This is a genomic window from Botrimarina sp. (genome assembly GCF_040219535.1).
In the GTDB taxonomy this organism is placed as follows: Bacteria; Planctomycetota; Planctomycetia; order Pirellulales; family Lacipirellulaceae; genus Botrimarina.
In genome coordinates this window covers 1-26,936 of sequence record NZ_JAVJSH010000027.1, presented here as the reverse complement: position 1 = coordinate 26,936, position 26,936 = coordinate 1, and the positions used below count along the sequence as shown (strand labels likewise).

21 protein-coding genes are annotated in these 26,936 nt (G+C 69.9%); 15 read left to right on the top strand and 6 right to left on the bottom strand.

The genetic code is table 11. The features are described 5' to 3' along the window. Positions 1-87: 87 nt before the first annotated feature. Positions 88-2,070 (top strand): hypothetical protein, encoded by a 1,983-nt coding sequence (locus RIC11_RS15965; protein ID WP_350213070.1) that lies wholly within the window; start codon positions 88-90, stop codon positions 2,068-2,070. 220 nt (positions 2,071-2,290) lie between these two features. Here RIC11_RS15965 and RIC11_RS15960 read toward each other — a convergent pair whose 3' ends face one another. Further along, complete coding sequence (locus RIC11_RS15960; RefSeq protein WP_350213068.1) at positions 2,291-2,815, bottom strand: TPR end-of-group domain-containing protein; 525 nt, start codon at positions 2,813-2,815, stop codon at positions 2,291-2,293. Between the two features lie 360 nt (positions 2,816-3,175). On the opposite strand from RIC11_RS15960, the gene RIC11_RS15955 reads away from it, so the two are divergent. From RIC11_RS15955 to RIC11_RS15925, 7 genes are all read left to right on the top strand, one after another. Next, a complete protein-coding gene (locus tag RIC11_RS15955) occupies positions 3,176-5,416 on the top strand; it encodes a hypothetical protein (RefSeq protein WP_350213066.1) in 2,241 nt (746 codons plus the stop codon). Positions 5,417-5,576: 160 nt separating this feature from the next. After that, on the top strand, positions 5,577-5,930 hold the full coding sequence (hpf, locus tag RIC11_RS15950; RefSeq protein ID WP_350213064.1) for a ribosome hibernation-promoting factor, HPF/YfiA family: 354 nt from the start codon (positions 5,577-5,579) through the stop codon (positions 5,928-5,930). A 223-nt stretch (positions 5,931-6,153) separates the two neighbouring features. Next, positions 6,154-6,630 (top strand): PTS sugar transporter subunit IIA, encoded by a 477-nt coding sequence (locus tag RIC11_RS15945; RefSeq protein ID WP_350213062.1) that lies wholly within the window; start codon positions 6,154-6,156, stop codon positions 6,628-6,630. A gap of 74 nt (positions 6,631-6,704) precedes the next feature. After that, positions 6,705-7,013 carry an HPr family phosphocarrier protein gene (locus RIC11_RS15940; protein ID WP_350213060.1) on the top strand — a complete coding sequence of 103 codons (309 nt, stop codon included), beginning with the start codon at positions 6,705-6,707 and terminating at the stop codon, positions 7,011-7,013. A gap of 229 nt (positions 7,014-7,242) precedes the next feature. Next, a complete protein-coding gene (gene ptsP / locus RIC11_RS15935) occupies positions 7,243-8,985 on the top strand; it encodes a phosphoenolpyruvate--protein phosphotransferase (RefSeq protein ID WP_350213058.1) in 1,743 nt (580 codons plus the stop codon). Between the two features lie 186 nt (positions 8,986-9,171). Further along, positions 9,172-10,842, top strand: a complete 1,671-nt coding sequence (locus RIC11_RS15930; protein ID WP_350213056.1) for an Rne/Rng family ribonuclease — start codon at positions 9,172-9,174, stop codon at positions 10,840-10,842. Positions 10,843-11,334: 492 nt separating this feature from the next. Next, complete coding sequence (locus RIC11_RS15925; RefSeq protein ID WP_350213054.1) at positions 11,335-11,970, top strand: hypothetical protein; 636 nt, start codon at positions 11,335-11,337, stop codon at positions 11,968-11,970. Here RIC11_RS15925 and RIC11_RS15920 read toward each other — a convergent pair. From RIC11_RS15920 to RIC11_RS15910, 3 genes are all read right to left on the bottom strand, one after another. Beyond that, on the bottom strand, positions 11,915-13,327 hold the full coding sequence (locus RIC11_RS15920) for a mechanosensitive ion channel domain-containing protein (RefSeq protein WP_350213052.1): 1,413 nt from the start codon (positions 13,325-13,327) through the stop codon (positions 11,915-11,917). The genes RIC11_RS15925 and RIC11_RS15920 overlap by 56 nt on opposite strands. Then, entirely contained in the window at positions 13,308-14,507 is a 1,200-nt protein-coding gene (locus tag RIC11_RS15915; protein ID WP_350213050.1) for a hypothetical protein, read from the bottom strand. The genes RIC11_RS15920 and RIC11_RS15915 overlap by 20 nt, the downstream gene beginning before the upstream one ends. A gap of 66 nt (positions 14,508-14,573) precedes the next feature. Beyond that, positions 14,574-15,668, bottom strand: coding sequence for a CNNM domain-containing protein (locus RIC11_RS15910; protein ID WP_350213048.1), 1,095 nt, complete (start codon positions 15,666-15,668; stop codon positions 14,574-14,576). Between the two features lie 357 nt (positions 15,669-16,025). Here RIC11_RS15910 and rplU point away from each other — a divergent pair, with 357 nt between their 5' ends. Continuing rightward, entirely contained in the window at positions 16,026-16,340 is a 315-nt protein-coding gene (gene rplU / locus RIC11_RS15905; RefSeq protein ID WP_350213047.1) for a 50S ribosomal protein L21, read from the top strand. A 121-nt stretch (positions 16,341-16,461) separates the two neighbouring features. On the opposite strand, the gene RIC11_RS15900 is transcribed toward rplU, so the two are convergent. Together RIC11_RS15900 and RIC11_RS15895 are read right to left on the bottom strand one after the other, a co-directional pair. Further along, positions 16,462-17,874 carry a PQQ-binding-like beta-propeller repeat protein gene (locus RIC11_RS15900; protein ID WP_350213045.1) on the bottom strand — a complete coding sequence of 471 codons (1,413 nt, stop codon included), beginning with the start codon at positions 17,872-17,874 and terminating at the stop codon, positions 16,462-16,464. Positions 17,875-18,032: 158 nt separating this feature from the next. Further along, entirely contained in the window at positions 18,033-18,767 is a 735-nt protein-coding gene (locus tag RIC11_RS15895) for a class I SAM-dependent methyltransferase (RefSeq protein ID WP_350213043.1), read from the bottom strand. A gap of 145 nt (positions 18,768-18,912) precedes the next feature. On the opposite strand from RIC11_RS15895, the gene RIC11_RS15890 reads away from it, so the two are divergent. From RIC11_RS15890 to RIC11_RS15865, 6 genes are all read left to right on the top strand, one after another. Further along, positions 18,913-19,359: a hypothetical protein gene (locus RIC11_RS15890; protein WP_350213041.1), complete on the top strand. Its 447-nt coding sequence runs from the start codon at positions 18,913-18,915 to the stop codon at positions 19,357-19,359. Next, positions 19,356-19,871, top strand: coding sequence for a hypothetical protein (locus tag RIC11_RS15885; RefSeq protein WP_350213039.1), 516 nt, complete (start codon positions 19,356-19,358; stop codon positions 19,869-19,871). Before RIC11_RS15890 ends, RIC11_RS15885 begins: the two co-directional genes overlap by 4 nt. Before the next feature lie 124 nt (positions 19,872-19,995). After that, positions 19,996-20,226, top strand: a complete 231-nt coding sequence (locus RIC11_RS15880; RefSeq protein ID WP_350213037.1) for a hypothetical protein — start codon at positions 19,996-19,998, stop codon at positions 20,224-20,226. Positions 20,227-20,973: 747 nt separating this feature from the next. Continuing rightward, positions 20,974-24,054: a vitamin B12-dependent ribonucleotide reductase gene (locus RIC11_RS15875; RefSeq protein ID WP_350213035.1), complete on the top strand. Its 3,081-nt coding sequence runs from the start codon at positions 20,974-20,976 to the stop codon at positions 24,052-24,054. Between the two features lie 456 nt (positions 24,055-24,510). After that, the gene (locus tag RIC11_RS15870; RefSeq protein WP_350213033.1) at positions 24,511-25,242 is read left to right on the top strand and encodes a hypothetical protein; all 732 of its coding nucleotides are present in this window, start codon (positions 24,511-24,513) and stop codon (positions 25,240-25,242) included. Between the two features lie 309 nt (positions 25,243-25,551). After that, a complete protein-coding gene (locus RIC11_RS15865; RefSeq protein WP_350213031.1) occupies positions 25,552-26,733 on the top strand; it encodes a DegT/DnrJ/EryC1/StrS family aminotransferase in 1,182 nt (393 codons plus the stop codon). Positions 26,734-26,936: the final 203 nt, after the last annotated feature.

Genomic DNA, 26,936 nt, shown 5'->3' with positions numbered 1-26,936 from the left:
GCCGCGCGTCGCGGACCCAACACACAGCCCGACACGCGTAACCGCCCGGCGGCGTCGCGGACGACGGAGCGACAGGAGCCCACACGGATGAAGGGTATCAAGAAAGCCGGCCGCTTCTTCGCGGCGGGGCTCGCCTCGGCGAGCGTCGCGACGACCGTGGCCCCCGCCCAGAACGCGTCCTACCCGGCCAGCTACGGCTACGCCCAGCCGCCAGCGTACGCGGCCCAGCCGCCAGCCTACGCCGCTCAGCAGCCTTCGTTCGCGGCGCAGGCTCCCGCGTACACGAACCAGCAGCAGGGGGCCTTCGGCGGTCAGGCCGCCCTCGCGCCGCCGGCGTACCAGCCCACCCGGGCCGCGGGGCCGCAGCAGCTATTCGCCCCCTCCGCGCCGGGCGCCCAGCCGGGCTACCCACGCGTCGCGCAGGCCGCTGAGCTGCCCGTGCCGCCCCAAGCGGCGGGCGAGCCGTCCAGCCGCGCGGCAGAAGCCGTTGCGCCGCCGGCGAACGGCGCTCCGAACGGCGCTCCGAACGGCGCTCCGCTGATCAACGGACCCTCTATCGACTACTCCGGCGCGGCGACGATGCCCGCCTCGCCGACGACCTACTACGGCGATTCGTACTCCCCGACGCCGCAGCACGGCCCGGCCGGCGACTCGCAGGGCGATTACGGCGGCCAGCCAACTTACGACCAGAGCGGCTACTCATCCGCTCCGTACGGCTACGATCCGGGCGCCGGCTGCTACGACTGCCCCCCCGCGCCGGCCTGCAACGTGGCGCCGCCGCGGCCGAAGCGGCAGTTCTTCGTGGGCATCTACGGTCTGTACCTCGACCGCATCGACGACACCGGCAAGCGGGCCGTCGCGTACATGACCGACACCGCCGGCTTCACGCCCGGCGACAACTACTACCCGATGCCGGCCGACGACTGGATGTTCACCAACGAAGCCGAGGCCGAAGACCTGTTCGGCGCGGAAATCCGGATCGGGAGCACCTTCGGGCGCGATGCGTGCGGCTGCGGCCAGCCGTTCGCTTGGGAGGTCGGCTACTGGGCGCTCGACGGCGACAACAGCTCGTCGACGATGATCCTGCCGGACGAGGTCAGCGCCACGACCACCGAGCGGATCTACTCGCTGTGGAACTACAACGGCCTGCAGACCGACCTGGACGGCGGCGGCGCGACCTGGGCCGATCGGCCGGTCTACACCGACCCGGGCGACCCGGCCGACGGCGACATCTACGCGAACGACGTCCGCATCATCGCGGTCCGCGTGCGGCAGTACTTCCAGATGGAGAACCTCGAGCTGAACTTCTGGCGGTTCGGCACGCCGGCCGCCGCGCCGACGCTCGGCCTGGGCCACGGCGGCTGCGGCCCCTCGTACGGGGCCGGGTGTGACCCGTGCGGCCCCCAGGCTTGTGCTCCCGCGGCCTGTGCCCCGTGCAAGCCGCCGCGGCGCTACTTCTTCAACGGCCTGTGCGGTGCGCGGTACCTGCGGATCGACGACAGCTTCGGCCTCGACTGGATGCAGACCCCGGTCGACACCGCGGCCGGCTCGCCGACCCAGGGCGACCCGCCGGCCGGCTGGCCGACCGAGTACGAGGGCGGCTTCCCCGCCGACGACAACTCGGTCGTCTTCAGCGACTACGACGCCGAGAACGAGCTCGTCGGCTTGCAGATCGGCGGCAGCATGAACTGGCTGATCGGCTGCCGGTGGAACATCTTCGCCGACTCCAACTTCGGCATCTACGGCAACAGCGTGTCGGTCACCAAACGGGTCACCGGCGGCGGCGACTCGTACGTGAGCTACGCCAACGGCGGCGGCGCCGCGTACGCCCGGGGCAGCGACACTGTGGTCAGCTACGTGGGCGAGCTCCGCACCGGCGTGGGCTACCAGATCAGCCCGCGGTGCCGCTTGACGGCCGCCTACCGCTTCGTCGGCATCGGCGGCGTGGCCCTTGGTGTCGAGGAGTTCCAGAACACCCTGTGGGTCGACCCGTCGGTCGCCGGCCACATCGACGCCAACAACTCGATCATCCTGCACGGCTTGCAGGCCGGCGCCGAGTGGAAGTTCTGACCCGCCGCGTAGAACCAACCGCGTGACGCGGCCCCACCGGCCCGGCCGGCGACCGCTTCGCGCTCAACGAGCCCCCCTTTAGGTGCGGCGGGACCTGTCGGCCACGGTCGGCAGGTCCCGTCGTGCTTTTTAAGAGCGGCGGGGGCGCTGCGTGCCACGCGCTAGGAAGCGCCCGAAGCGTTCAATCCGCCGCCGTCGGCGAGGCCCAGCGGCGTGTGGCTCAACGCGGCGCGGCGAGCAGCATCCGCAGCGCCGGGTCGGCCCGCATCGCGTCGAAGTCGGGCTCGTCGGCCACGAGGGCCGCGAGCGACCGGTCGAGGTCCAACGCCCGCTTCAACCGCCGCAGCGCCGCCATCCGCTCGCCGGCGAGGCTGTGGTAGCAAGCCAGGTTGTACTGCACGAGCGCCTGGTCCGGCGCGAAGTCGCCGGCCCGCTGGAGGGCGCGGATCGCCTCGTCGAGGCGGCCCGTCCGCTTGTAGCACCAGCCCAGAGCGAGCCACGACTCGCACGGCTTCGGGTCGAGCTCGACGCTGCGGCGCAGCGGGTAGATCGCCTCGTGGTAGCGCCGCATCTCGCGCAGGCACTCGCCCATCAAGTAACAAGCGTGGCCATCGCCGTGCACGAGCTTCCCCCGCCGCTGCAAGCTACGCAGCGCTTGGTCGTGCATGCCGAGTTCGAGGTAGCCCTCCGCTTCGCGCGAAGCTCCCTCGAGCTGCATGCGGCTGCGGCTGATCGCGGTGAGCATGTGAGCGACTCGCTCCCCTGAGTAGACCCGAGGCCAAAAACACCGCGGCGGCGACCAACCCGCTGCCCGCGCCGCGTGCATTCTAGCGGCCCGGGTTGCTTAGCCAAAAGCTTTTGGCGCCGAGCAATGCTTAAGTCGCTTCGCCGCAACGCTTAAGCACGCCCCCTCGGTGGCCCGCCGCGATCCGGATGCGCGCTTGGGGCAAACGGCGCCGGCGACCGAATCACGCTGGGTTTCCGCGCACCCGTGAGATTTTCTCGCACGGATCACGCCGCCGGGCGTCACTAACCCTGGTAGAAGCGACGTCCGCCGCCACGCGGCATCGACCGGCGGCCCATTCGGCCAGCGAGGAGACCGACCATGCGACTGACCCTCCGCACTCTGCTCTCGTACATCGACAACGTGCTGGAAGAGCCCGCGAGGTCCGAGCTGCGACGGCAGATCGAAAACAGCGAGCACGCCAGCGAGTGGGTCCACCGCACCCGCGACGTGACGCGTCGCCTGCGGCTCGGCGCGCCGCCGACCGGCGGGACCGGCTCGGCCGACGACCCCAACACGGTGGCCGAGTACCTCGACCGCACGCTGCCCGAGGAAGGCGTGTCGGAGTTCGAGAGGGCGTGCTTCGAGTCGGACCTGATGCTGGCGGAGGTCGCGTCGTGCCACCACGTGCTGGCGATGTTCCTCTCCGAGCCGCCGGAGATCGACCCCGACACACGCAACCGGCTGCACCGGCTCAAAGACGACCTGGCCGAAGCCCTCGCGGCCCGCGCCGCTACGCAGCCTCAGCCGCCGCCCGACCACGAGGCCCCGCCCGCCGCGGCGACCGAGCCCGTCCCGGTCGCCGCCACGGCCAGCACCGACGCGGCGGACAGGGCCGCACCGACAGAGCCCGCGGCCGTCGCAGACAGAGCGCCCGACTACCTCCGCCGGCGCGAAGAGAGCGCGCTGAAGCGGTGGGCGCCGGCGCTGGCGGCGCTGGTGGTCTTGGCGGTAACTCTGGTCGTCGCGTTGGGTCCCGGCGGCCTGTTGCGCGACCAGCAGCGTGTGGCCGAAGCCGATACGGCAGAACCGGCCGCCGTCGACCCGGCGACCGACGAAGCCCCGGCCGAGCCCGAGCCCGACGAAGCCGCCGGCGCCGCCGATGACGACGCCGCGGAAGCGGAGCCCGCGGCCGGCGCGAGCGATCCGAGCGACGCGGCCAACGCCGCCCCGCCGGGCCCGGCGCCGACGCCAACCACCCCCACGCCCCCTGCCGACGAGCAGCCCATCACCGGCGAAGCGGGCGCCGGCGAAACGGGCGCCGCCGCCACGGGAGAAACGCCGGCCCGAGCCCCCGGCGAGCAAGCCGCCCAACCTGTGCCGGCCGACACGGACGACGAGACCGAAGAAGCCGAACCGCCCCCGCCGGCCAAATTCGTCGGCCCCCCCACGGCGCTCGCCATGGTCGAGACGGCCGAGGGCCGCTGGCGGCGGCTCTTGCCAGACGCGGAAATCGGCCAAGCGACCCACGTCGTGTCGGCGCCCACCTACCGCCCCGTGTTCCGGCTGACCGACCGGATCACGGCCGAGCTGGTGGGCCAGACCGAAGCGATCCTCACCCCCGCGACCGGCCCGAGCAACGACGAGAACGCCGAATCCGAAGCCGGGGCCGAAGAGGGCGCCCCGCCGCGGATCCGCCTGGAGCACGGCAAGCTGCTGCTCCGCACGCCGCAAGGGGGCGAAGAGGGCGAGGAGCCCGCGCCGATCGACCTGGTGATCGACGGCGTCACGTACCGCGCGACGCTCGGGCCGAGCGCCGTGCTGGCGATCGAAGCCGACCGGTTCTTCCAGCCGGGCGAGCTCTCCGAAGAGGCCGCCCAGCCGCTGGTCGCCATCGCCCACGGCCTGTCGGGCACGATCGGCTGGAGCTCAAAGGGGGTCGACCTGAAGATCAGCAAGCCGAAGCAGTGGTACGTGACCGGCGAGAGCAACTCGTACACGCCCGACGATTTCGGCGACCCCTCGTGGATCGAGGCCTTGGAGGTCTCTCCGCCCGACCTGTTCGCCGCGCCGGCCATCGCCGAAGCGATCGACCCGGCCAAACCGGTCTGGCCCCAACTGATGGAGCTGGCCGCCGAGCCGTACCGCGAAGTGCGCTCGCTAGCCGGCCGCACCAGCCTGGCGTTGGGCCACCCCGAGCCGCTCGTCGAGTCGTTCCGCCAGCCGTCCGAGAGCGCGGCGTGGAGGTCGAACCTCGACGCGCTGCGACGAGCGGCGAGCCGTAGCACCGAGAAAATGGCCGAGATCGAACGGGTCTTCGCCGAAAAGTACGGCCCGGCCGCCGCTGGCGACCTGGTCGAGCTGCTCGTGGGCTTCAGCCGCGACGAGGTCGGCGCCGACGCCGAGGCCCTCGCCCGGGGCGCGGTGCCCAACGTGATCCTGCCGATCCTCGAGTCGGAAGACCTCGCGTCCCGGGTGCTAGCGAGCCTGGTGCTGGAGGAATCGGTCGAGCCGCTCGACCGCCCGTACGACCCGCTGGACACGATGCGGAAGCGGGCGCGGGCCCTGCAAGTGCTGTCGCGGCAGATTACGGAGGCCGAGCTGCGTCCGGCTGCTCGCTGAGGCGGGCCACCGGGCGGCGGCGGCGGATGCGGATCCGGCGCGTGGGGCTGGTTACGCGAGCGGGGCCGCGACGCTAAACTGCGGCGCTCGGATCGGGCCGGGCCGTGGTCGCCGCGGGCTGTGCACCCGACACCGACCCAGCGCGAGGAGAACGAGCAACGTGCAGATCCAGGTGACGGCCCGCCACGGGCACCTTAGCGAAGAAACGCAGGACAAACTCAAGGCGAAGGCCGAGAAGCTGACGCGGCATTTCGACCGGCTGACGTCGATCGAGGTGGTCGTCGACCTGCAGGACGCCTCGAAGCCGAAGGTCGACCTGCTGGTTTCGGCCGAGCACAAACACGACTTCCGTGCGCACGAGCAGACGCCCAACCTGCTCACGTCGATGGAGTCGGCGGTCCACAAAATGGACCAGCAGCTACGCAAGTACAAAGAGCGGATCATCGAGAACCACCGCGACCCCGAAGCCAAGCGTACCCTGCCCCCTGCGGAGGACGAGGCCGACGAGGACTGAACGCGTTCGGCGCTCCCAGCTCCGCCGCGCCTTCCCAGCTCCGCAGCCCTTTCCCAGCTCCGCCGCCCCAGCCGAGAAACCGCGCCGAGCTCCCCAGCCACCGAGCTTCTAGGCCACCACACAAGCCGCCACCCAAGCCCCGCGCCGGTAGCCCGCCGCGCCCTAAATCACCAGCGGCCGCGCGCTCGGCCGCTCTGTCACCATACGACCCACGGGCCAACCCATGGACTTTGCCGATTTCATCATCAAGAAAGCGATCAAGCCGCGGCTCGAGGCCAAGCAGAAGGAGGAAGCGATCCGCGAGATGGTCCATGCCCTTGTCGACTCGGGCGAGATCGGCTCGGACCAGTACGACGGGATCGTGCAGAAAGTGCTGGACCGCGAGCAGCTCGGCAGCACGGGGATCGGCCGCGGCGTCGCGGTGCCGCACACGAAGCACCCGAGCGTCGAGAGGCTCTGCGGGGCGGTCGCCGTGAGCGAGGGGGGCGTCGAGTTCTCGAGCCTCGACGGCGACCCGGTGAACATCCTGTTCTTGCTGGTCTCGCCGCCGGACCGGCCGGGCGACCACCTCCGAGCGCTGGAGAACGTCTCGCGGAAGCTACGCGACGACCAGTTCTGCCGACTGCTGCGGCAGAGCAACACGTCCGACGACGTGTGGCAGTTGCTGATGGACGCGGACAAGGATCAGTTTGGCTCGTGAACCGCTGCCGGGCGGCCCCGCCGCTTCGCCCGGCGCGATTCGATGACCCAAGCCCGGCGAACCCGACGCGCCCCATGGACGACCCCCCGCTGGCGACGCGCCGCGTCACCGTTCGGCAAGAGCACGGGCTGCACATGCGGCCGGCGGAGCTGGTCGCCCGCACCGCCATGCAGTACGTGTCGGAGGTGACCCTCCGCTGCGAGCCGCACCGGGCGGACGCGAAGAGCATCCTCGAGTTGATCGGGTTGGTCGCCGAGTGTGGCGCCGAGCTGGTTATCGAGGCCCGCGGCCCCGATGCCGAAGCGGCCGTCACGCGCCTCGCGGAACTCTTCGAGAACGACTTCAACGACACAACACGCCCCGGGACCGGCGGACCCTCCTAAGGGTTTGCCCCTCCGACGGCGACCACCACAACCGAACCAACCCGGCGCCGCGGGCGTCGTGAGCCGGCCGCTCGGCCGAGACAACGACGCCGCGTCCGGGCCGACCCTCCCCGCCCTCGGGCCGGCGTCGCGCGTGGCCGATCACCAAGATCGGCCGCGCGCCCTCGCCGCCGCGGCGCGAGCCCCGGGCCGGCCCGCTCGCCCCGCGGGCGCCGCCGAGGGACCTGCGATGCTGCGGCTGCAGGGGATCGCCGTTTCACCGGGCGTCGCCATCGGCGAGGCGCTGGTGCTCGACAACGAGGGGTTTCGGATCCCCCGGCGTTTCTTGCCGCGCGACGCCGTCGAGCACGAGATCAAGCGGCTGGGCGAGGCCATCGACGAGACGCTCGACGAGATCGAGCAGAGCCGCCAGCGGATCGCTCACCGGCTCGGCGAAGACTACGGATCGATCTTCTCGGCCCACGCCCAGATGGTGAACGACCAGAAGCTCCGCAAGGAGCTCGAGGAGCTCATCCGGGAGCGGCATTACTCGGCCGAGTACTCCGTCAGCCGCGTGCTGCGCCGCTACGCGAAGGTGTTCCAGTCGCTCGAGGGCGCCTACATGGCGGAGCGGGCGAACGACATCTTCGACATCGAGAAGCGGCTGCTCCGCCGCCTGCTCGGCGAGCGGCGCGAGGAGCTGGCGCAGGTCTCCGGCGAGGTGCTCGTGCTCGCGCGCAACCTCACGCCGAGCGAGACCGCGGCGATGAAGCCGGAGTTCGTCCGCGGCTTCGCCACCGAGACCGGCGGGCCCGGCAGCCACACGGCGATCGTCGCCGAGGGGCTCGGCATCCCCGCGGTGGTCGGCGCGGGGGCGTTCTTGTCCGACGTGTCCGGCGGCGAGACCGTCATCGTCGACGGCGACGAGGGCGTCGTCATCCTGCGGCCCGACGAGGAGACCCTCGCCCGCTACCGCCACGAGGTGGAGGAGCAACGCTCGCTCGCCGCGAAGCTCGACCTGCTCTCCGACAAGCCGTGCGAGACCCTCGACGGCGTGTGCGTGCAGCTGATGGGGAACATCGAGTTCCCGGCCGAGACCGCCCTCTGCCTGGAACGCGGCCTCGACGGGATCGGCCTCTACCGGACGGAGTTCTTGTTCCTGATGGGCGACACCATCCCCACCGAGGAGGAGCACTACCGCGCGTACCGCGAGGTCGTCGAGGCGATGGGCGACCGGCCCGTCGTGATGCGCACGCTCGACCTGGGCGCCGACAAGATGCCGCTGTTCCCCAAGCCCGACGACGAACGCAACCCGTTCCTCGGGCTCCGCAGCATCCGCCTGGCGCTGAAGCACGTCGACCTGTTCCGCATGCAGCTCCGCGCGATCCTCCGCGCCAGCACCACCGGCGACGTGCGCGTCATGTTCCCGCTGATCAGCAACGTGATGGAGCTGCGCCGCGCGCGGATGGTGCTCGCCGACGCGATGGAAGACCTCGACGAGGAGGGCGCGCCGTTCAACCGCAACATCCAGGTCGGGATGATGGTCGAGGTCCCCTCGGCCGTGGTGATGTTGGAGCGGTTCGTCGACGAGGTCGACTTCTTCAGCATCGGCACCAACGACCTGGTGCAGTACACGCTGGCCGTCGACCGCAGCAACAAGGACGTCGCCGCCCTGTACACCAGCTCCGACCCCGCGGTCATCCGCCTGGTGAAGATGGCGGTCGACACCGCGAACGCCGGCGGGCGGCCGATCAGCCTCTGCGGCCAGATGTCCGGCTCCCCGCTGTACACGATGCTGCTGGTCGGCCTCGGCCTCCGCACGCTGAGCGTGACCCCCTCCGCCGCGCCGGAGGTGAAGCGCGTCTGCCGCAGCACCACGCTGGAGCACTGCGAGCAGGTGGCGGCCAAGGTGCTGACCCTCGAGAGCGCCCGCGACGTGAAGACCTACCTCCGGGAGGAGCTTTCCCGGCTGCTGCCGGACCAACCGATTTAGAAACGAACCAACCTGTTCGACCACGGAGAAGCCAGCCGTCAGTAGCCAGTTGTCAGCGGCCAGCGATCGGCCACCGATCGCTGATCATTGGCCACTGGCCACTTCCCATCCGCGGTCAACACCGAACAACCCGCCGGCGCAACCCTGCGCGGCGACAAGCAACACAACGCAAACGGAATCCACCGCATGAAGACGGAGATGCTGATCAATGTCGCCCAAGAAGAGGAGTGCCGCATCGCGGTCGTCGAAGACGGCGTGCTAGAGGAGCTCTACACCGAGCGCGCCAGCCAAGACAACTACGTTGGCAACATCTACAAGGGGCGGATCGTCAACCTCGAGCCGAGCATCCAAGCGGCGTTCGTCGACTTCGGCGTGGGCCGCAACGGCTTCCTCCACATCTCGGACGTCGAGGCCGAGTACTTCCGCCAGGGCGGCTACGACCCGGACCTGCCCATCGGCCGCGACGGCTCGCAGGCCAAGGCCGAGGAAGAACCGGACGACGACATCGACGACATCGAGGACGCCGACGACGAGGACGACGACGCCGACGAGCAAGGCCCGGTCGCCACCAAGGCCCGCCCCAAGAAGCGCCGCCCCGGCGTGAGGCCGCGGATCAAGCCGCCCATCGAAGAGATCTTCCGCCGCGGCGACGAGGTCGTCGTGCAGGTGATCAAGGAAGGGATCGGCACGAAGGGGCCGACCCTCTCGACCTACATCAGCATCCCCGGCCGCTACCTGGTGCTGATGCCCGCGCTGGGCCGGATCGGCGTGTCCCGCAAGATCGAAGACGACGACGCCCGCAAGCGCCTGCGCGCGATCCTCCGCGAGCTGAACCCGCCGAAGGGCCTCGGCTTCATCGCCCGCACGGCCGGCGCCGACCGCAACCGCCGCGACCTGTCGCGCGACCTCGCCTACCTGCTGCGGCTGTGGAAGATGATCGTCAAGCGGATCAACGCCCAGGAGGGGCCCGGAGCGCTGTACCAAGAGTCGGACATCGTGATCCGCACGATCCGCGACATCTTCTCGGCCGAGATCGACTCGATCCAGATCGACCAACAGGCGGCGTACGAGCGCGCTCGCGATTTCCTCAAGGTCGTGATGCCGCGCTACGTGGACCGCCTGCAGTTCTACGAGGGCAAGGAGCCCCTCTTCGCCAAGCACAACGTCGACCAAGAGATCGCCCGCATCAACGACCGCCACGTGCCGCTCAAGGGGGGCGGGTCGCTGGTGATCGACCAGACCGAGGCCCTCGTGGCGATCGACGTGAACAGCGGCTCCTTCCGCTCCAGCGCGGGGCACGAGGAGTCCGCGTTCCAGCTCAACCAGATCGCCGCAAAGGAGATCGCCCGCCAGCTCCGCCTGCGCGACCTCGGCGGCGTGGTCGTGAACGACTTCATCGACATGCGGCGCGAGAAGTACCGCCGCATCGTCGAGCGGACCCTCAAGGACGCCGTCAAGCGCGACCGCGCGCGCACCAAGATCCTCCGCACCAGCCCCTTCGGCCTCATCGAGATGACGCGGCAGCGGATCCGCCCGAGCCTCAAGCGCAGCGTGTACCGCGAGTGCCCGGGCTGCGCGGGGACCGGCCTCGTCAAAGCCACCGAGGCGATGGCCATCGACGTGCTGCGGAAGGTCATGCGGCTCGCCCACGACCAGCGCGTCGCGAAGGTGACGATCACCGTGCTCGACGACGTCGCCAACTACCTCAACAACCGCAAGCGCCGCGAGCTCGCCGCGCTCGAGGTCGAGGGGGGCGCCCAGGTGCTCGTGTTGGGCCGGGAGGGCGTGTCGCCCGAGTTCCTCCAGGTCGCCTGCGAAGACGACACCGGCCACGAGGTGCGGATCGACGCGGGCTGACCGCCGGCGGGACAGAATCGATCGCGACTTCCACGAACGAGGAACCGTCGCGACGCCCGACTCCGATGTCGGCCCTATCGTCGACTCCGCATTGCGGATGCCCTAGCGCGTCGAGTGGTCCAAGCGACTCAACGAGAGTTTGCACCCGCCGAGCGAGCCGCTGACCGCCGCGCAACGGCCCTCGGCTTGGGGTCCGGAACGGGAGCGACGCAAGGCCGACTCGGAGCCCGGCGCACCGGGCATCCGCCAGAGCAAGGGCGCGCGGACCCACGGCGACGCGACGCCGACTAGGCCGGTCGATTCTCCGCGTCGGAGGCGCGCGACGAGCCGCTCGGCCCGTCCCGCTATTGCCGCCAGCGGCGCCGATCCGTGGCCGATCGATTCGACGAGACCGCCGGCCTGACGCTTGGCGCGAATGTTGCAAGTCGCTGGCGACGATGCTATCGGCCGCCCAACAAGCATTCGACGCGGGCAGCAGCCCGCCGTCACACCATGACGACGCAACCGCCATCTCCGTCCCCCGGGCGGCGCCGCCGCGGCGGCGAGCTCCGCGTAGCGCTGCCCGGCTACCGCCCCCCGTACAAGCCGAACGACCTGTCGCACCCCACAACGCGGCAGGTCGACGAGCAGCTCTGTGCTGTGCTCCGGGAGCAGGTAGCGGCCCTGCCGGGTAAGAAGCCCCCGCGGCTGGTCTTCGAGATGCGCGACTCCCCCCCCTCCGAGGCCGGAGAGCGACAAACGCGCGACGCTTACCACGCGCTGTTCCGCGACATGGCCGGCCGCCACTCGGACGCGTTGCGGCGCAAGGCCAAGCGTTCGGGCTTGCTGCTGTGCCTGGGCTTCGCGACGCTGCTCGCGGCGAAGCTGGTGTCCAACAGCGCCGGAGCGGATGAGCTGATGAGCACCATCGGCGAGGCGGTGCGCGTCGGCGGCTGGGTCGCAATGTGGACGGCCGTCGCCACGGTGTTCGCGGGCCTCACCGACACGGTCGGCAGCCTGCTGGTCTTCCGCCGTGTGGCCCACGCGCCGATCGAGTTCGAATACCTCCAAGCCGAACGCGACGCCGACCCCGCTAGAGCAAATTCTCCCCACGCTCCAGCGGACGCGACGCGGCCGCTTGCCGGCTGATCTCGACGCTCTCCGGCGCGAGGCCCCCTTCCGCTTCGGTCGTCGACGCGGCGCTCTCGGCCGACTCGGCCGTGTCCGCCTCGGCGGGGTCTTTGCGCGGCGGTGGGGGCGGCTCGTCCGTTTGCCGCAGCGTGACCGGGACCCCTTGCGGGAAGATCATCTCGCGCGACTCGTCCGGCAGCGTGAACCCGCCCTGCTGCAGCGCCCGCTTCACCTGGCGCATGACGGCCGAGCGGACCTTGATGACGCTGTGCTCGTGGCCGTTGACCCAGAAGTAGACTCGCAGGTTGACGGTCGACGTGGCCAGCTCGTCGACGAGCACCAGCGGCTCGGGCTCGTCGAGGACCGCTTCGTGCGCGCGGAGGGTCTGGAGGACCGCACGCTGGGCCTCGGCCGCGGAGTCCGCGTAGTCCACGCCGACCAAGAACGACAGCCGCACGTTGGGGTTGGCGGTCGTGTTCTCGATGACGCTCTTGTAGACGATCGAGTTGGGGATCTGCACGTGGTTGCCGTCGAGGGTCATGAGTTGCGTGCCGCGGGTGGTCACCGCCTGGACGAAGCCCTGGCGGCCCTCGATGGTGACGAGGTCGCCGATCTCGAACGGCCGCTGCACGCTTATGAGGAGGCTGGCCAGGAAGTTCTCCGCGATGTCGCGGAACGCGATGCCGATCACGATGCCCAACAGCCCCGTCCCGCCCAGCACCGTCGCCGCCAGCCGCGTGGCGTCGGCCACCTGCAGCGCGAGGTAGGCGCCGATCACCATCACCAGCACGCCGGCCGCCTTGGCCAGCACGCCGCGGAGCAGCCGGTTGCCGATACGGCCCTCGGCCAGGTAAGTCGTCAGCTTGCTCGCCCACAGCGACGCCAGCCAAGCGAGGAGCAACAACCCGACCGCCACTGCGATTGCCGGCGCCGATTGCACCACGCCGCGTCCCATCTCGCGTAGCTGCGCATACGCGGGCGTGAAGTCGAGCAGGCTCGGCGTGCGGACCCGGATCCCGTTGACCACGGCTACGACGTCCTGCGTCGCCTTGGCGAGCTGGGCCGCCCACGCCTTGCGGTCGTCGGTGTCGGTCGAGCCGGTGAGGAAGACCACCCCCTCGTCGACGCGCACGCCGGGCGACTCGTACCACTCGGTCGCGCGGAGGATCCGCTCCAGGCGGGCGGCGATCTGCTGGTCTTCGGCGACCGGCTCGACGTCGACCTTGCCCGGCGCTCCCTCGGCCGGGGCGGTTTCGGGCGGTTCGGCGGGAGGGTCCTGCGCCGCAGCGACGCCAACCAGCGCCGCCCCGGCAAGCGCCGCGCGGCCCCAGACGCGTAGCCGGGCGGTCGGGTGGTCAGACCTCTTCGTCGACATAGATCACGTGCCGGAAGTGCGTGTTCCGCTCGAACGACGCGCCGAGCGCGCCGATCAGGATCCCCAGACAGCCGACGGTCGCGGCCATCAAACAGTAGTGCTCCAAACGCGGCTCGCCGCCCAGCGAAGCGGCCCACCCGGTCACCACCCGACTCGGGAACAGCAGCCACGCGCCGAGGAACGTGATCAGCAGCAGCCACGCGTACATGAAGAGCATCCCCGCGGCGACGATCGACGCGGCGGTCACGTTGCTCGTGACGATCTGCTCGGTCACCCGGCGGCCGTTGCGGCGGAGGAACAACCCCTGCCGCACGGCGACGTAGGCCGTCGTCGCAACGATCGAGAACACCAGCAGCGCCGCCACCACCGACCAACGCTGGCTCATCGCCATGTCCCAGGTCTCGGCGGTCATCAACAGCACCACCGCCGTCGACAACGCGGCCGTCGTCAGCCGGCTGAGCCGCAGCGGGAACTCCCACGGGCGCGCGCGGCGCAGCGTGTCGAGGATCACCCACCGGTTCAGCCACACGGCCCGCACGTAGAACGCCGGCAGCCACTTCGACGCGCCGCCGGGGCTCTCTTCGAGCCTTTGGTCGGCGATGTCGCGCAGCACGCGGTTCGCTTCGTCGATCTGGTCCCGGGTGAGCTCCGGCGGCTCGCCCGGCTCGAGCGCGGGGTCGAACCGGTGCATCGCGTTGGCCCTGTCGGCGTGCGGGTCGAGCCCCAGCCAGTGGCCCACGGAGTACAAGAGGATCCGCAACAGCGCGTCGGTCATCCGCCGCTTGCGGTGCTCCTCGGGCGCGTCGGGATCGGCGGAGCGGGGGTCCACGCGGGCGGTCGACAGCACGGCCACGTCGAGCGCCTTGGAGACCACGCCGAAGCTGTACGGCTTGTAGTGGCTGACCAGGTCGGCCGCGGTGACCACGAACGCGAAGTCCCAGCCGTGCTCGTCGCGGGCGTCGCGCGCGGGTTGCAGCAGCACGGTCGGCTCGGCCGGCGTGTCGACGGTCCACTCGTCGCGTCGCGCGATCTGGACCCGCCAGTTGTAAGCGTCGAAACGCTCTTGCAGGAAGCCGACCGCGCGCCCGACGGCCTCCTCGGCGGCCGCCGCGTCGATCGAGTCGATCCGCCCCGCCACGACGACGCCCAACTCGATCGGCGGTTTCTCTTCTGGCGGCATAGCGGGAGCGGGCGGGCGGTTCGTTGCGTTGTTGGTCGGAAGGTATCGCCCCGACGCCGCCGCGCGTCAAAGGCCGACGCTGTCGTCGGCCCGGGCGTCGAGCGGGTCTTCGGCCTCGCCGACGATCTTCTCGACCGCGTCGGTCAACGTGATGAGACCAACCACGCGGTCCCCGTCGCGCACGAGGGCGAGCTCGTGGCTCTTCTCCTGGAAGCGGTCGACGAGCTCGGCGATCGGCAGGTCGGCCGAGACCTCCATCGGCGCCGCGGCGATGTCGGCCAGTCGCTTGTCGCCCCTGATCAGGTCGTCCAGGTAGGCGAACAGCTCCGGCAGGTAGACCACGCCGCGGAAGTCCTCGAGGCTGTCGCCGACCAACGGGTAGCGGGTGTGCTTCGAGAGCCCGATCTTCTCGATCGACTCGGAGAACGACTCGTCGGCCCGCAACGCGACGATCCGTTCGCGCGGCACGGCCGCTTGCCGCACGGCGATCTCGCCGATGTGGAGCGTCCGCAGCACCTCGTCGCGGCGGTCGTCTGGCAGCCCGGCGCCCTCCAATGCCTGGCCCATCGTCCTGATCAGGTCGGCGCGGCTTTGCGGCTGCGTGGGCGGCTTCTCGCCGGCCTCGGCCTCGGTCCAAGAGCGGTTCATCTCGATGCCGAACAAGCGGAGCGTCCACTTCGCGACGCCGTCGCCGACGATCAGCAGCGGGTAACAAATCCGCGTCCACCACAGGTGGGGGATCGCGCAGTACTTCGCGATCATCTTCGACTTCTCGATCCCGAGGTACGTGGGCGCTTGCTCGGCCCAGATCGTGTGCACCAGGTTGATCAGCACGAGCCCCACGGTGAGCCCGACGCCGTGCGCGGCCGTTTCGCTGACGCCGAAGAGCATCACCAGGGGCTCCATCAACTCGGTCACCGCCGGCTCGACGATGATCCCTAGCAGGAGGCTCGTGAAGGTGATCCCGACTTGGCAGCCGGTCAGGTAGATCTCGAGCTCCTCGGTCATCTTCCACGCGCGGCGGAGTCCCGGGTGGCTTTGGAACTCTTCCTTAGGGAACTGCCGCACCCGGGTGAGGGCGAACTCGGTCGCCACGAAGAAGCCGTTCGCCGCGACGAGCAGCACGCCGCACAACAGCCGGAGGGTGGTCTCGAGCGGCATAGGGTCACCTCGGCGCCGGGGATCGTGAGGGGGAACGGCAGCGGCGCGCCGCTGCGGTTGCGGCCAGAAGGTGGCAGACGCAGGGCCGGCGCGCTTCGGGATACCGCAGCAGGAGCAATGGGCATGCCGGCGGCGGGGCCAGACCGTTCTACGGCGACGCCCTACCGCCCGCGAGGGCGGGGATCGGGCGGGGGGGCCGCGCAAGCCCCGCGGCGGCCGCCTTCCCAGACCGGAAACGCTGGCGTCCGGGCCTCGACACACCCGGGCGGCGCCGCTAACTTGTGGGGCTCGCTGCGAAGCGTCCGCTCTTGCCGGGGCGGCAGTATCCTTTGCCCGGCTGCCCGAGGTAACCGAGTTATGTACGCGATCATCGTCGACGGCGGCCGCCAATACAAAGTCGAGGAAGGCCAAGAGCTTGCGCTCGACTACCGCGAAGACGCGAAGCCCGGCGACAAGCTCTCGCTCGACCGGGTGCTCGCCGTCGGCGCCGGCGCCGACCTGAAGTTCGGCACGCCCACCCTCAGCGGCGCGAGCGTCACGGCCGAGGTCCTCGGCACCGGCCAGGGCAAGAAGATCGAGGTCGTGAAGATGCGGCGCCGCAAGAACAGCCGCCGCCACACGGGCCACCGCAAGATGTTCACCCGCGTGAAGATCGACGGCATCACAAGCTGACAGCGCTCCGGGAAGAGAGACGGCACCTCAGCGCGGCTCCGCTATCCGCGTCCTGCGGCGCCGGGCCCACCCGTGGGTCAACCTCGCCGCCGGTCACCGCCCGTCGTTCACCCCCCGTCGTTCACCGCAGCGCGACCGACTCGCCCCCTTCGCGCACGCAGTACAGCTTGCGGCTCGACCGCACGTACATCGCGCCGTCGCTCAGGGCCGGCGTCCCGCTGTAGTCCCCTTCGCTCAGCGGCGGGTTGCTAGCGACCTGCTGGAACTCCCCCGCGAGCCGCACCACGTGGCCCGCCCCGTGCCGGCCGAAGTGGTACATCAGGTCGCCGGCCACCACGGGCGACGAGTAAGCGATCGAGCCAAAGCGCCCCCCGCCGCCGCCCCCCCGGCGGCCGCGACGCGGCTGGTCGCCTTCCTCTTGTTCTTGTGGCTGGGCTTCTTGTGGCTGGGCGCCGGGCTCTTGCTGCTGGGCTTCGGGCCCCTCGGCGACGGCCTCGAAACGCGCCTGGTAGACCCGCTCTCCGGTCTGCGCATCGACACACGACACGCCCTCGCGGCCGATCCCGTACAGCCGGCCGTCGTGGTAGACCGGCGTGCTGATGGAGCCCCGTAGCCCTGCGCGCCACAGCACGTGCGAGTCGTCCACCTCGCCCTCGCCGCCGGCGCGGACGGCCAGCGCCCCGCCGCGGCCCGAGATGATGTAAACGACGCCGTCGTGCGCGACGGGGCTGGTGCTGACCGCGTCGGTCTCCACGCCGCGGCAGGTCCAGCGTGTTTCGCCGGTTGCCGGGTCCATGCCGAGCATCTGCTGCGGCGCGCCGAAGACCAGGTCGGTCCGGCCGTCGGCCTCGGCGAGCACCGGCGTTCCCCAGACGCCGTCCCAGCCCTCTTCGGAGCGTCGCCAGACCTCCTTGCCGGTCTTCTTGTCGAGGGCGATCAGCGACTCGCTCTCGGCCGTCGCGGTGCAGATCACCAGGTCGCCGTAGATCAGCGGGCTCGCGGCCGAGCCCCACCCGTTCGCGCCGAATCCATCGCCGCAATCGGTCTGCCAGAGCTCCTTGCCCTGGAGGTCGTACGCCAGCGCACCGGACTTGCCGAAGTACGCGTAAACCCGCTCGCCGTCGCTGGCTGGGGTGTGGCTCGCGTAGCCGTGCTGCGCGAACATGCCGGCGTACTCGTCCTCGGGCAGTTCGGCCGGCACGTCGACGCGCCACCGCTGTTCGCCCGACCGCTTGTCGTACGCGATCAAACAGCGCTTCAGGTCCTGCTGGTCGCCGGGGTTCTCTTGGTCCAGGCCGTACCCGGTGTAGCAAGTCACCAGCACCAGGTCGCCCACGACGATCGGGCTCGAAGAGCCGGGCCCCGGCAGGTCGGCCTCCCAGGCCACGTTCTCGCCGGGCCCCCACTCGACGGGCGGCGCCGCGTCGGCAGTTGTTCCCTCGCCGTTGGGGCCGCGGAACCGCGCCCAGTCGCGGCCGTCGGCCGACGACACAGCAACCAGCAGGGCCACACCAACAGCGACACGACCGGACATAGCAGGGGACCTCGGTAGACCAGGGGGAGCGACCAAGCCTGGCCGCCGCCCCGTAAGCCGATCCGAGGCGCCTGGGAAAGTCAAGCTTCGCCGCCCTCCAGCGGGCCGCTGATGGCTTTCGACCCGCCGGGTCTCGCCGAGGGCTGAGGGCCGCCGCTTCACGCCTTCTGCGCAACCAACACGCCCCACAGGCGCTCTCGGAAAGCGACCGACACGTCGGCGAACCCGGCGCCGTAGAGCCTGGCGATTTGCTCCTCGACGGTCTCGTGGCAGTCATCGCCGCTAGCGCGCGGCCCCCCGAAGTCGCCCAGGTTACGGCGGCGCCACTTGTCGATCACGCCGCGGAACGTGTCGGGGATAGCGCCGGTCGCCACGGCCGCGTCCATGTGCTCGCCCCATTCTTCGAGCAGCCCGCGGTACAACGCGTCCGACGGCGGGCGGTACTCGTCGCCGTTGACCAGCACGCCGCCCGGCGGCAACGCCGCACGGCACGCGGCGAACACGGCTTGCTTCTCCTCGCCCTCCAGGTGGTGCAGCGCCGAGGTGCTGACGATCGCCCCGGGCGGCGCGACGCGCCCCGGCCAGTCGTCCTGCGCCTTGGAACAAACCAGCCGCACGCGGCTCGCCTGACGGTGCAGGCGCTCGGCGGCCAAGCGGAGGAACGCGGCCGAAGGGTCGACGACCGTCACGGCAGCGGCGGGCCGCGTGGCGAGGATCCGCTCCGCGAGCCGGCCCGAGCCCCCGCCCAAGTCGACCACGTGCGACACGCCCTCGGGCAACGCGGCGACGACCGCCCGCTGCACCTCGTCGTAGAGCGGGTGGATGACGGGCCCGGCCCGGTCGTAGTCCTCGGCGGCCTGGCGGGCGTCCCAGCGATAGGCGGTGGTGCTCATACCAAGCCAGAACCCGGCACACCAAGAAAGGTTCGCGCCGCAGACGCCGCCCGGCCGCGGCGGCAGACGGCATGGCGATTGCCCGAGGGGCGCGAAGCCAACGAACCGTTTCATCCGCTCCCTTCTGTGCTTGGTAGGATCCACCATGTCGCGCCTTGTCTGTCGCTATCACCCTCTGCTCGCGCTCAGCGCCGCCCTGACGGCGGGCGTCGCGGTGTCGGAGACACAGTCGCTCCGTTTGCCGCCCGAAGCGGGGATGCTGTCGATCGAAGCCACCACACCGGACGAGACGCGTGTCGGCGAGCGCTTCAAGATCGAACTGGTTGTGAAGAACACCAGCAGCCAGCTAACCGCTCACGACATCAAGATCCGCGTCGCTGCCGACGGCCCGATCGAGATCACTCGGTCGCAAAGCGGTAGCTCCGGCAGCAGCTCGTCGTCGCAATCGAGCCGTCAGCAGTCCAACGACCAAAAATCCCGCAGCGACGGGCCGCAAAGCGAACGGTCTTCGCAGGTCGACTCGGGGCAAGGCGACGGCTCCTCTGACCAGGATCAGTCGCAGCAGGGCCAATCGCAGCAGGGCCAGCGGTGAACCTCTCGCTGCGCGCCGCCGACGCCGAGGAGTTCCAGCTCACCGCGATCGCCGCCTACGGCTGCGCCCCAAACAAAGAAGACCAAGAGCAGCGCTACGCCCGAGCTTCCTCGACGATCCAGGTCGCCCAGATCCCGGGCTTGTTGATCGGCGTCATCGACGACCCCGACGTCGTCCGCGTCGGCGAGCAGGTCGAGTACACGATCACCGTCCGCAACGAAGGCAACGCGCCGGCCAAGAATCTGAAGCTGACCGCGAAGATCCCCAGCGGGCTCTCGTTCGTCGAGGCCTCCGGCGAAACCGACGCGGAGGATCAAGATGGCCAAGTCCGCTTCGACCGAGTCGATGAGCTGAAGCCCGGCGGCGAGGCGGTCTGGCGACTCGTCGCCAAGGCCGAAAAAGCCGGCGCCGTGCGGCTCCAGGCGAACCTCGAATCCCAGTCGCTCAAGAAGCCGGTCAAGTCGGAGGAGCCGACTCGCTTGTTCGGCGGCCAGGACGACAGCGGGCAATGACGACAGCGGGCAATAGAGCCCCCGGCGTCGCGCTGCCCTATCCACACGATCCTCGCCGTCGCCGCCGGCCGCTCGCCGCCGGCGACGGCTTCCCCTCGAACCGAACCTAACCAGCAACCGACCCATGCGTACTCTTGGATTGATCCGAGCCGCCGCTCTGACCGCCGTTGTCGGCCTGACCTTCGCCGGATGCGAGGAAGGCGCCTTCAACAACCAGACGGACGAGGCCCCCCAAACCAGCCCCGACACGAACGAGCCAGCCACCACGCCCGACTCGCCGCCCGCCGGCGGGACCACCGGCGAAACCAACGGCGACACAGCCATCGACGATCCGGCCGTCGAGGAAGTCGAGTAGCGGCTGAGCCGCTACCTACACTTGGCGCGCGACGCTCGGCGCACGCGTCGAGCGACCGCTTGCGTGACGCCCCGTCAGGGGAACCTTCGGCGCCGCCAGCCAGCTCGCCGACGGTTTGCCCCTGCGCGAAGCGCGGGCTTAGCGGGGCTGGCGTGTGCCGAGGCCTCGGCTGATCGAAAGGCGCCCCCCTCTCTCTCTCGCTAGCCGGCGTCGTTTACCGATCCTGCCCGGCTTCTCGCAGGCGGGCCACACATGACCTAAAAAGCTCGGTGAAGGGGGCGTCTTGCCCCTGGACAAGCTGCTTTGCCGTAAGCTGCATGATGGCAACGACTTAAGCTCTTAACGGCGGCTTCACGCCAGCTTCTCTTTGTCTTCTCGCAATCCACAACCTGTTGTGTGCTAGCAACTTACGAAACACCAGGATTTGGATTGACGATCCCGCCGCGGTGCGTACGATTTGCCGCCTGAGGGCCCAAATGTTGTGTCCTGGAGGGCATCCGCCACAACATATTGGGCTTACGCGGCGTTTTAGCTCCCCTTTTTCGGGAGTTGGTTCCGATAGGGGCCACATATGGGGGCGGACCTCACGACGACGGTCGCCCGCACGGACGCAACGCGGTACGCAAGACGGAGTGAAGCCTCTCGGCGCGACTAGCCGATGCGACGCAGCGGGAGTTGAATGAACACCCGTTCACCTGCTCCAATGGTTCGGATGCCCAGTCTCGCCCAACCAAACAGGAGGTCCTCGTGGCGACTGCTCAAGCCCAATCTACCCCCACCCCCCAGGTTGGCGGCCCACCGGCTCGCTCTAAGACGTTCCACGGCCGGTTGAAGGTCGATCCGACGTTCTGCCCGACGGACGTCGCGGACCCGTTCGACACGGTCAACTGGGAGGTCCGCACCTCGCAGATCAAGGACGAGAACGGCGAGGTCTTCTTCGAGCAGACCAACTGCGAGGTCCCCACGTTCTGGAGCCAGCTGGCCACGAACGTCATCTGCAGTAAGTACTTCTACGGCGAGGTCGGCACCCCCGAGCGTGAGTACAGCGTGCGGCAGCTCGTGCACCGCGTCAGCCGCACGATCGCCGACTGGGGCCTCGAGGACGGCTACTTCGCCAGCAAGGAAGACGGCGAGCGCTTCTACCGCGACCTTTCGTGGCTGTGCCTGCACCAGCACGGCGCGTTCAACTCGCCGGTGTGGTTCAACGTCGGCCTGTACCACCAGTACGGCGTCACGGGCGACAAGTGCAACTGGCGGTGGGACCCACAGACCGAGTCGGTCGTGCAGCCGGAGAACCCGTACGAGTACCCCCAGGGCTCGGCCTGCTTCATCCAGTCGGTCGGCGACAACATGGAGGACATCATGCGCCTCGCCACGAGCGAGGCCATGCTCTTCAAGTTCGGCTCGGGCACGGGCACCGACCTGTCGACCCTCCGCAGCCGACGCGAAAAGCTCTCCGGCGGAGGCATCCCCTCGGGCCCGCTGTCGTTCATGCGGGTGTACGACCAGATCGCCGCGGTCGTGAAGTCCGGCGGCAAGACCCGCCGCGCGGCGAAGATGCAGTCCATCAAGGTCTGGCACCCGGACGTGATGGAGTTCATCGAGTGCAAGTGGAAGGAGGAGCAGAAGGCCCAGACCCTCATCGCCAGCGGCAAGTACGAGGCCAACTTCAACGGCGAAGCCTACAGCTCCGTCATGTTCCAGAACGCCAACCTGTCGGTCCGCCTGACCGACGACTTCATGCAGGCGCTGGAGAAGGACGCCGAGTGGCGGACCCGCTGGGTGACCGACAACACCGTCGAGGGGCCGACCTACAAGGCCCGCGAGGTCATGAACCGCATGGCCGAGTGCGCGTGGCACTGCGGCGACCCCGGCGTGCAGTACGACACGACGATCAACCGCTGGCACACCTGCCCCGCGAGCGGCCGGATCAACGCGTCGAACCCGTGCAGCGAGTACATGTTCCTCGACGACACGGCCTGCAACCTGGCGAGCATCAACCTGATGAAGTTCGTCCGCAAGGCCGACGACGCCGGCGGCGCGGCGGGCACGTTCGACCACGAGCGCTTCGCCGCCGCGTGCCGTGTGTTCTTCATCGCTCAGGAGATCCTGGTCGACCACGCCAGCTACCCGACCGCCCAGATCGCCGAGAACAGCCACCGCTTCCGCCCGCTGGGCCTGGGGTACTCGAACCTCGGCAGCGTGCTGATGGCGGGCGGCAAGCCGTACGACTCGGACGAGGGCCGCGGCACGTGCGGCGCCATCACCGCCATCCTCCACGGCACGGCGAACCTCACCAGCGCCGAGCTGGCCGAGGCCGTCGGCCCGTTCGACGGCTACGCCGAGAACTCCGAGCCGATGAACCGGGTGATGCAGATGCACCGCGACGCGGTCGCCCAGATCGACCCCGCCTGCCCGGCCCACCTGCGCGACGCGGCCCAGCTCGTCTGGGACAAGGTCGTCGACGCCGGCGCCGCGCACGGCTTCCGCAACGCCCAAGCGACCGTGCTCGCACCGACCGGCACCATCAGCTTCATGATGGACTGCGACACGACCGGCATCGAGCCGGACATCGCGCTGGTGAAGTACAAGCAGCTCGCCGGCGGCGGCATGCTGAAGATCGTCAACCAAACGGTGCCGATCGCGCTGGAGAAACTCGGCTACGACCAGCCGGAGATCGAGTCGATCCTGGGCCACATCGACCGCGAAGACACGATCGAGGGCGCCGTCGACCTCAAGCCCGAGCACCTGGCCGTGTTCGACTGCGCGTTCACCCCCGCGGGCGGCACACGCAGCATCCCTTGGCGGGCCCACGTGTCGATGATGGCCGCCGCGCAGCCGTTCTTGTCTGGCGCCATCAGCAAGACGGTCAACATGCCGCGCGACACGACCCCCGAAGAGATCGCCGAGGCCTACTACGACGGCTGGCGCCTGGGCCTCAAGGCGCTGGCCATCTACCGCGACGGCTCCAAGGACAGCCAGCCGCTCAACACGAAGAAGCAAGGCGGCAAGGGCAAGGCCGACGAGGCCGCCACGCACAAGCACGGCGTCGCTAAACCCCGCCGCGAGCGGCTGCCCGACACCCGCGACTCCAAGACCCACAAGTTCAGCGTCGCGGGCCACGAGGGCTACATCACGGTCGGCCTCTACGAGGACGGCCGCCCCGGCGAGCTGTTCATCACCATGGCCAAGGAAGGGAGCACCATCGGCGGCCTGATGGACGCGTTCGGCACGAGTGTCTCGATGAGCCTCCAGTACGGCGTGCCGCTGGAGGACTACGTCCGCAAGTTCAGCCACATGCGGTTCGAGCCCCAGGGGCACACGAAGAACCCCGACATCCGCATCGCCAAGAGCCTGATCGACTACATCTTCCGCTGGCTCGGGATCACGTTCTTGCCCGGGTACAAGGAAGCCTCGCAGGGCCAGATGGCCGGCTCGGCGATCGACGCGGGCAGCTCCGCCCCGGCCAAGTCTTCTTCCCCGCCCACCGGGGACGAGCTCGGCGAGACCGGGCCCGCCGCCAAGACGGCCGGCGGGCACACGGCTGGGCAAGACGCCACGCCGGCCACTCGCAACGGCCACGCGCCGGGTGCGGCCGCCAAGCAAGGGGCCGCCAAGCAATTGGCCGACTCGGCCGCCGCCCTCGAGGACCTCGGCGCAAAGCTCCTGGAGCGCGCCGGCGTGGTCCTCTCCGAAGGCAGCCGCAACGAGCAATTCGCCGGCTTCCAGACCGACGCCCCCGCGTGCGACAACTGCGGCAGTATCACCGTCCGCAACGGCAACTGCTACCTGTGCCACAACTGCGGAGCGAGCATGGGCTGCAGCTGATGCGTAGGCTATCGGCTATCGGCTGACAGCTGATCGCTGATAGCTGACCGCCGACAGCTTTTCCACACCGCCGCCGGATGCAGGAAGCGGGGGGCACAGACGCCCACCGGCGGCGGCTTTGAACTCTCACCAGGCGGGCGCCGGGGCGATTGGCTCCGGCGCCCGCTTGCTTTTGCGCACGGCGACCGGCGGCCCGGCGTGGCGATTGTTAAGAAAGCGTTCAGATCGGGCGAAAGTGGGTTGAGGCAATCTGGATAAAGAGTACCGTGGCGGCTCCCGCCGGGGCGGCGGCCCCGCGATCGCCCGCCTCCCCCCGCTTGCCCTCCCCGCGCGCACCCCCTTCCGAATCGGCCCGACTTCTTCCCGCGGCGAACGGCTTCACGCTCAACGTTCTGGATAGACGCCCTGTCAGCGGACGACAGACGCTATCCCCCTTCCCTCGGAGTTAGCAGTCTCATGAAACGCACCCTCGGATTCCTCTCGGCCGGCTTGATGCTGGCCGCGTCGGCTCAGGCCGCGCACCTCAGCTTGATCGTGACCGGCATGTTCGACGGCCCCCTCACCGGCGGCGTGCCGAAGGTTGTCGAGCTGTTCGCCGTGGAAGACATCCCCGACCTCGGCAAGTGGGCGATCGGCGCCGCGAACAACGGCGGCGGCACCGACGGCGCCGAGACGATCCTCTCGGGCTCGGCCAGCGCGGGCGACTTCTTGTACGTGGTCGACGGCGGCTTCGACACGTTCGCTGCCTACTTCGGCTTCACCCCCGACCTGATCTTCGACGGCTCGTTCGACACCGGCGGCGGCGCCGCCGCGATCAACGGCGACGACGCGATCGAGGTCTTCTTCGACAACGACATGGACGGCGACTTCGCCACGTCGGTCGTCGGCGACGTGTTCGGCGACATCAACGTCGACGGCACCGGCCAGCCCTGGGACCACCTCGACGGCTGGGCCTACCGCAACGACTTCACGTCGGCGACCGACCCGGACAACGACCCGACGACCCCCTCGCCGTTCGTGCTGAGCGACTGGAGCTTCAGCGGCGTCGACGCCAACGACGGCAAGACCGAGAACACCGGCGCCAACGCCTTCCCGATCGGCAGCTTCACGCCGATCCCCGAGCCGGCCGCCGCCGGCCTGGCGCTCGTGTCGCTCGCGGCCGTCGCGGCCCGCGGCCGCCGCGGCTGACCCGCGCTCGCGCGACCCACAACCGATCGACTCCCAACGAGCCGCCGCCGGCGCCCCGCCGGCGGCGGCTCTTGGTTTGCGCGTGCTAGCAGAGCGACCGATGGTCGCACCCGCCCGGTTCGTCTCGTGAGCGGCGCCCCCGGTGGCCGATCCTCCCTAGCGCGGGCCCGGCCAGCGGGGCCGGCGCGTCGGCGTTGACTCGGCCTGCGGGTCGTTCCTACGCTCCGCCCCACGCCGCCCCGGCGGCAGGAAGCCGCCCGCGCGTCCCCTCACTAGCGAACACCACGTTCCGATCAGGGAAGACCGGTCATGCAAACGCCCGCCGACGCTGCGCACCAGCCCACCCCGCTGCTGGACATCAACCGCCAAAACGACCCGCTCCGCGACGAGGTGCTGGCCGCCATCGCCGAGGTGATCGACGCCGGCGCGTTCCTCAAGGGGCCGGCCGTCCGCGACCTGGAAGACCGCATCGCCGAGCGGCTCGGCGTGGGCCACGCGATCGGCTGCGCCTCGGGCACCGACGCGATCTTGCTCGCCCTGATGGCCTTGGGCGTCGGGCCGGGCGACGAGGTCATCGTGCCCAGCTTCACGTTCTTCGCGACCGCCGGCTGCGTGTCGCGGCTGGGCGCCACGCCGGTGTTCGCCGACATCCTGCCCGACACGTTCAACATCGACCCGGCCGACGTGGCCCGCCGCGTCACGCCGGCCACCAAGGCGATCATGCCGGTCCACCTGTTCGGCCAAGCGGCCGACATGACCGCGCTGGAGCAGGTCGCCGACCGGCACGGCCTGCCGCTCATCGAGGACGCGGCCCAGGCCATCGGCGCCACGCACCGCGGCCGCGCGGTCGGCTCGCTCGGCCGCTTCGGCTGCTTCAGCTTCTACCCGACCAAGAACCTCGGCGGCATGGGCGACGGCGGCATGGTCACCACCGACGACGCCACGCTGGCCGAATCGGTCCGCGTGCTGTGCGACCACGGCCAGAACCCCCGCTACGTGCACCACGTGGTCGGCCTCAACAGCCGGCTCGACACGATCCAAGCCGCCGCGCTCGGCGTGAAGCTCCGCCGGCTCGACGCGTACGCCGCCGCCCGCACGCGTCACGCCGACCGCTACGCGGCCGCCTTCTCGGCCGGCCCCACCGCCGAGGTCGTCACCGCTCCGGTCGAGGCCCTCGGTTGCCCGTCGGTCTGGAACCAGTACACCGTGCGGGTGACCGGCGGCCGCCGCGACGCGTTGCAGCAGCACCTGGCCGCGCGCCAGATCGGCTCGGCGATCTACTACCCGATCCCCCTGCACCTGCAAGAGTGCTTCGCCCCGCTGGGCTACCACCCCGGCGACCTGCCCCACACCGAGCGGGCCGCCGCAGAGGTCCTGTCGCTGCCGGTCTACCCCGAGCTGCGGCCCGAAGAGCAGCAGCGGGTGATCGACGCGGTCGAAGCGTTCGCGGCCGAGCAGGTCGTGACCCGGCCGGTCCGCCTCGCCGCGTAGAACTTCCGACCCAACTCGGCGTCCAACATGCGGTATCGCGCAACCATTACGCGACAAACAGAGAGTTATCGTCGAATGTTGTGGACGGCGTAGGTTGAAGAGGGCGGCGGGTTCGTGGAGAAGGGAGGCATCTGACCTCCAACCCTTCACCGGAACCCACCGCCATGAGCGAAGCTACCGCGACGACGATCTCGTTTCCAGAG

Excerpts from the sequence above, each read along its gene's own strand:
- RIC11_RS15965 (WP_350213070.1), top strand. The coding sequence starts at position 88 with ATGAAGGGTATCAAGAAAGCCGGCCGCTTCTTCGCGGCGGGGCTCGCC.
- RIC11_RS15960 (WP_350213068.1), bottom strand. The coding sequence starts at position 2,815 with ATGCTCACCGCGATCAGCCGCAGCCGCATGCAGCTCGAGGGAGCTTCG.
- RIC11_RS15955 (WP_350213066.1), top strand. The coding sequence starts at position 3,176 with ATGCGACTGACCCTCCGCACTCTGCTCTCGTACATCGACAACGTGCTG.
- RIC11_RS15945 (WP_350213062.1), top strand. The coding sequence starts at position 6,154 with ATGGACTTTGCCGATTTCATCATCAAGAAAGCGATCAAGCCGCGGCTC.
- RIC11_RS15940 (WP_350213060.1), top strand. The coding sequence starts at position 6,705 with ATGGACGACCCCCCGCTGGCGACGCGCCGCGTCACCGTTCGGCAAGAG.
- ptsP (WP_350213058.1), top strand. The coding sequence starts at position 7,243 with ATGCTGCGGCTGCAGGGGATCGCCGTTTCACCGGGCGTCGCCATCGGC.
- RIC11_RS15930 (WP_350213056.1), top strand. The coding sequence starts at position 9,172 with ATGAAGACGGAGATGCTGATCAATGTCGCCCAAGAAGAGGAGTGCCGC.
- RIC11_RS15925 (WP_350213054.1), top strand. The coding sequence starts at position 11,335 with ATGACGACGCAACCGCCATCTCCGTCCCCCGGGCGGCGCCGCCGCGGC.
- RIC11_RS15920 (WP_350213052.1), bottom strand. The coding sequence starts at position 13,327 with ATGTCGACGAAGAGGTCTGACCACCCGACCGCCCGGCTACGCGTCTGG.
- RIC11_RS15915 (WP_350213050.1), bottom strand. The coding sequence starts at position 14,507 with ATGCCGCCAGAAGAGAAACCGCCGATCGAGTTGGGCGTCGTCGTGGCG.
- RIC11_RS15910 (WP_350213048.1), bottom strand. The coding sequence starts at position 15,668 with ATGCCGCTCGAGACCACCCTCCGGCTGTTGTGCGGCGTGCTGCTCGTC.
- rplU (WP_350213047.1), top strand. The coding sequence starts at position 16,026 with ATGTACGCGATCATCGTCGACGGCGGCCGCCAATACAAAGTCGAGGAA.
- RIC11_RS15900 (WP_350213045.1), bottom strand. The coding sequence starts at position 17,874 with ATGTCCGGTCGTGTCGCTGTTGGTGTGGCCCTGCTGGTTGCTGTGTCG.
- RIC11_RS15895 (WP_350213043.1), bottom strand. The coding sequence starts at position 18,767 with ATGAGCACCACCGCCTATCGCTGGGACGCCCGCCAGGCCGCCGAGGAC.
- RIC11_RS15890 (WP_350213041.1), top strand. The coding sequence starts at position 18,913 with ATGTCGCGCCTTGTCTGTCGCTATCACCCTCTGCTCGCGCTCAGCGCC.
- RIC11_RS15880 (WP_350213037.1), top strand. The coding sequence starts at position 19,996 with ATGCGTACTCTTGGATTGATCCGAGCCGCCGCTCTGACCGCCGTTGTC.
- RIC11_RS15870 (WP_350213033.1), top strand. The coding sequence starts at position 24,511 with ATGAAACGCACCCTCGGATTCCTCTCGGCCGGCTTGATGCTGGCCGCG.
- RIC11_RS15865 (WP_350213031.1), top strand. The coding sequence starts at position 25,552 with ATGCAAACGCCCGCCGACGCTGCGCACCAGCCCACCCCGCTGCTGGAC.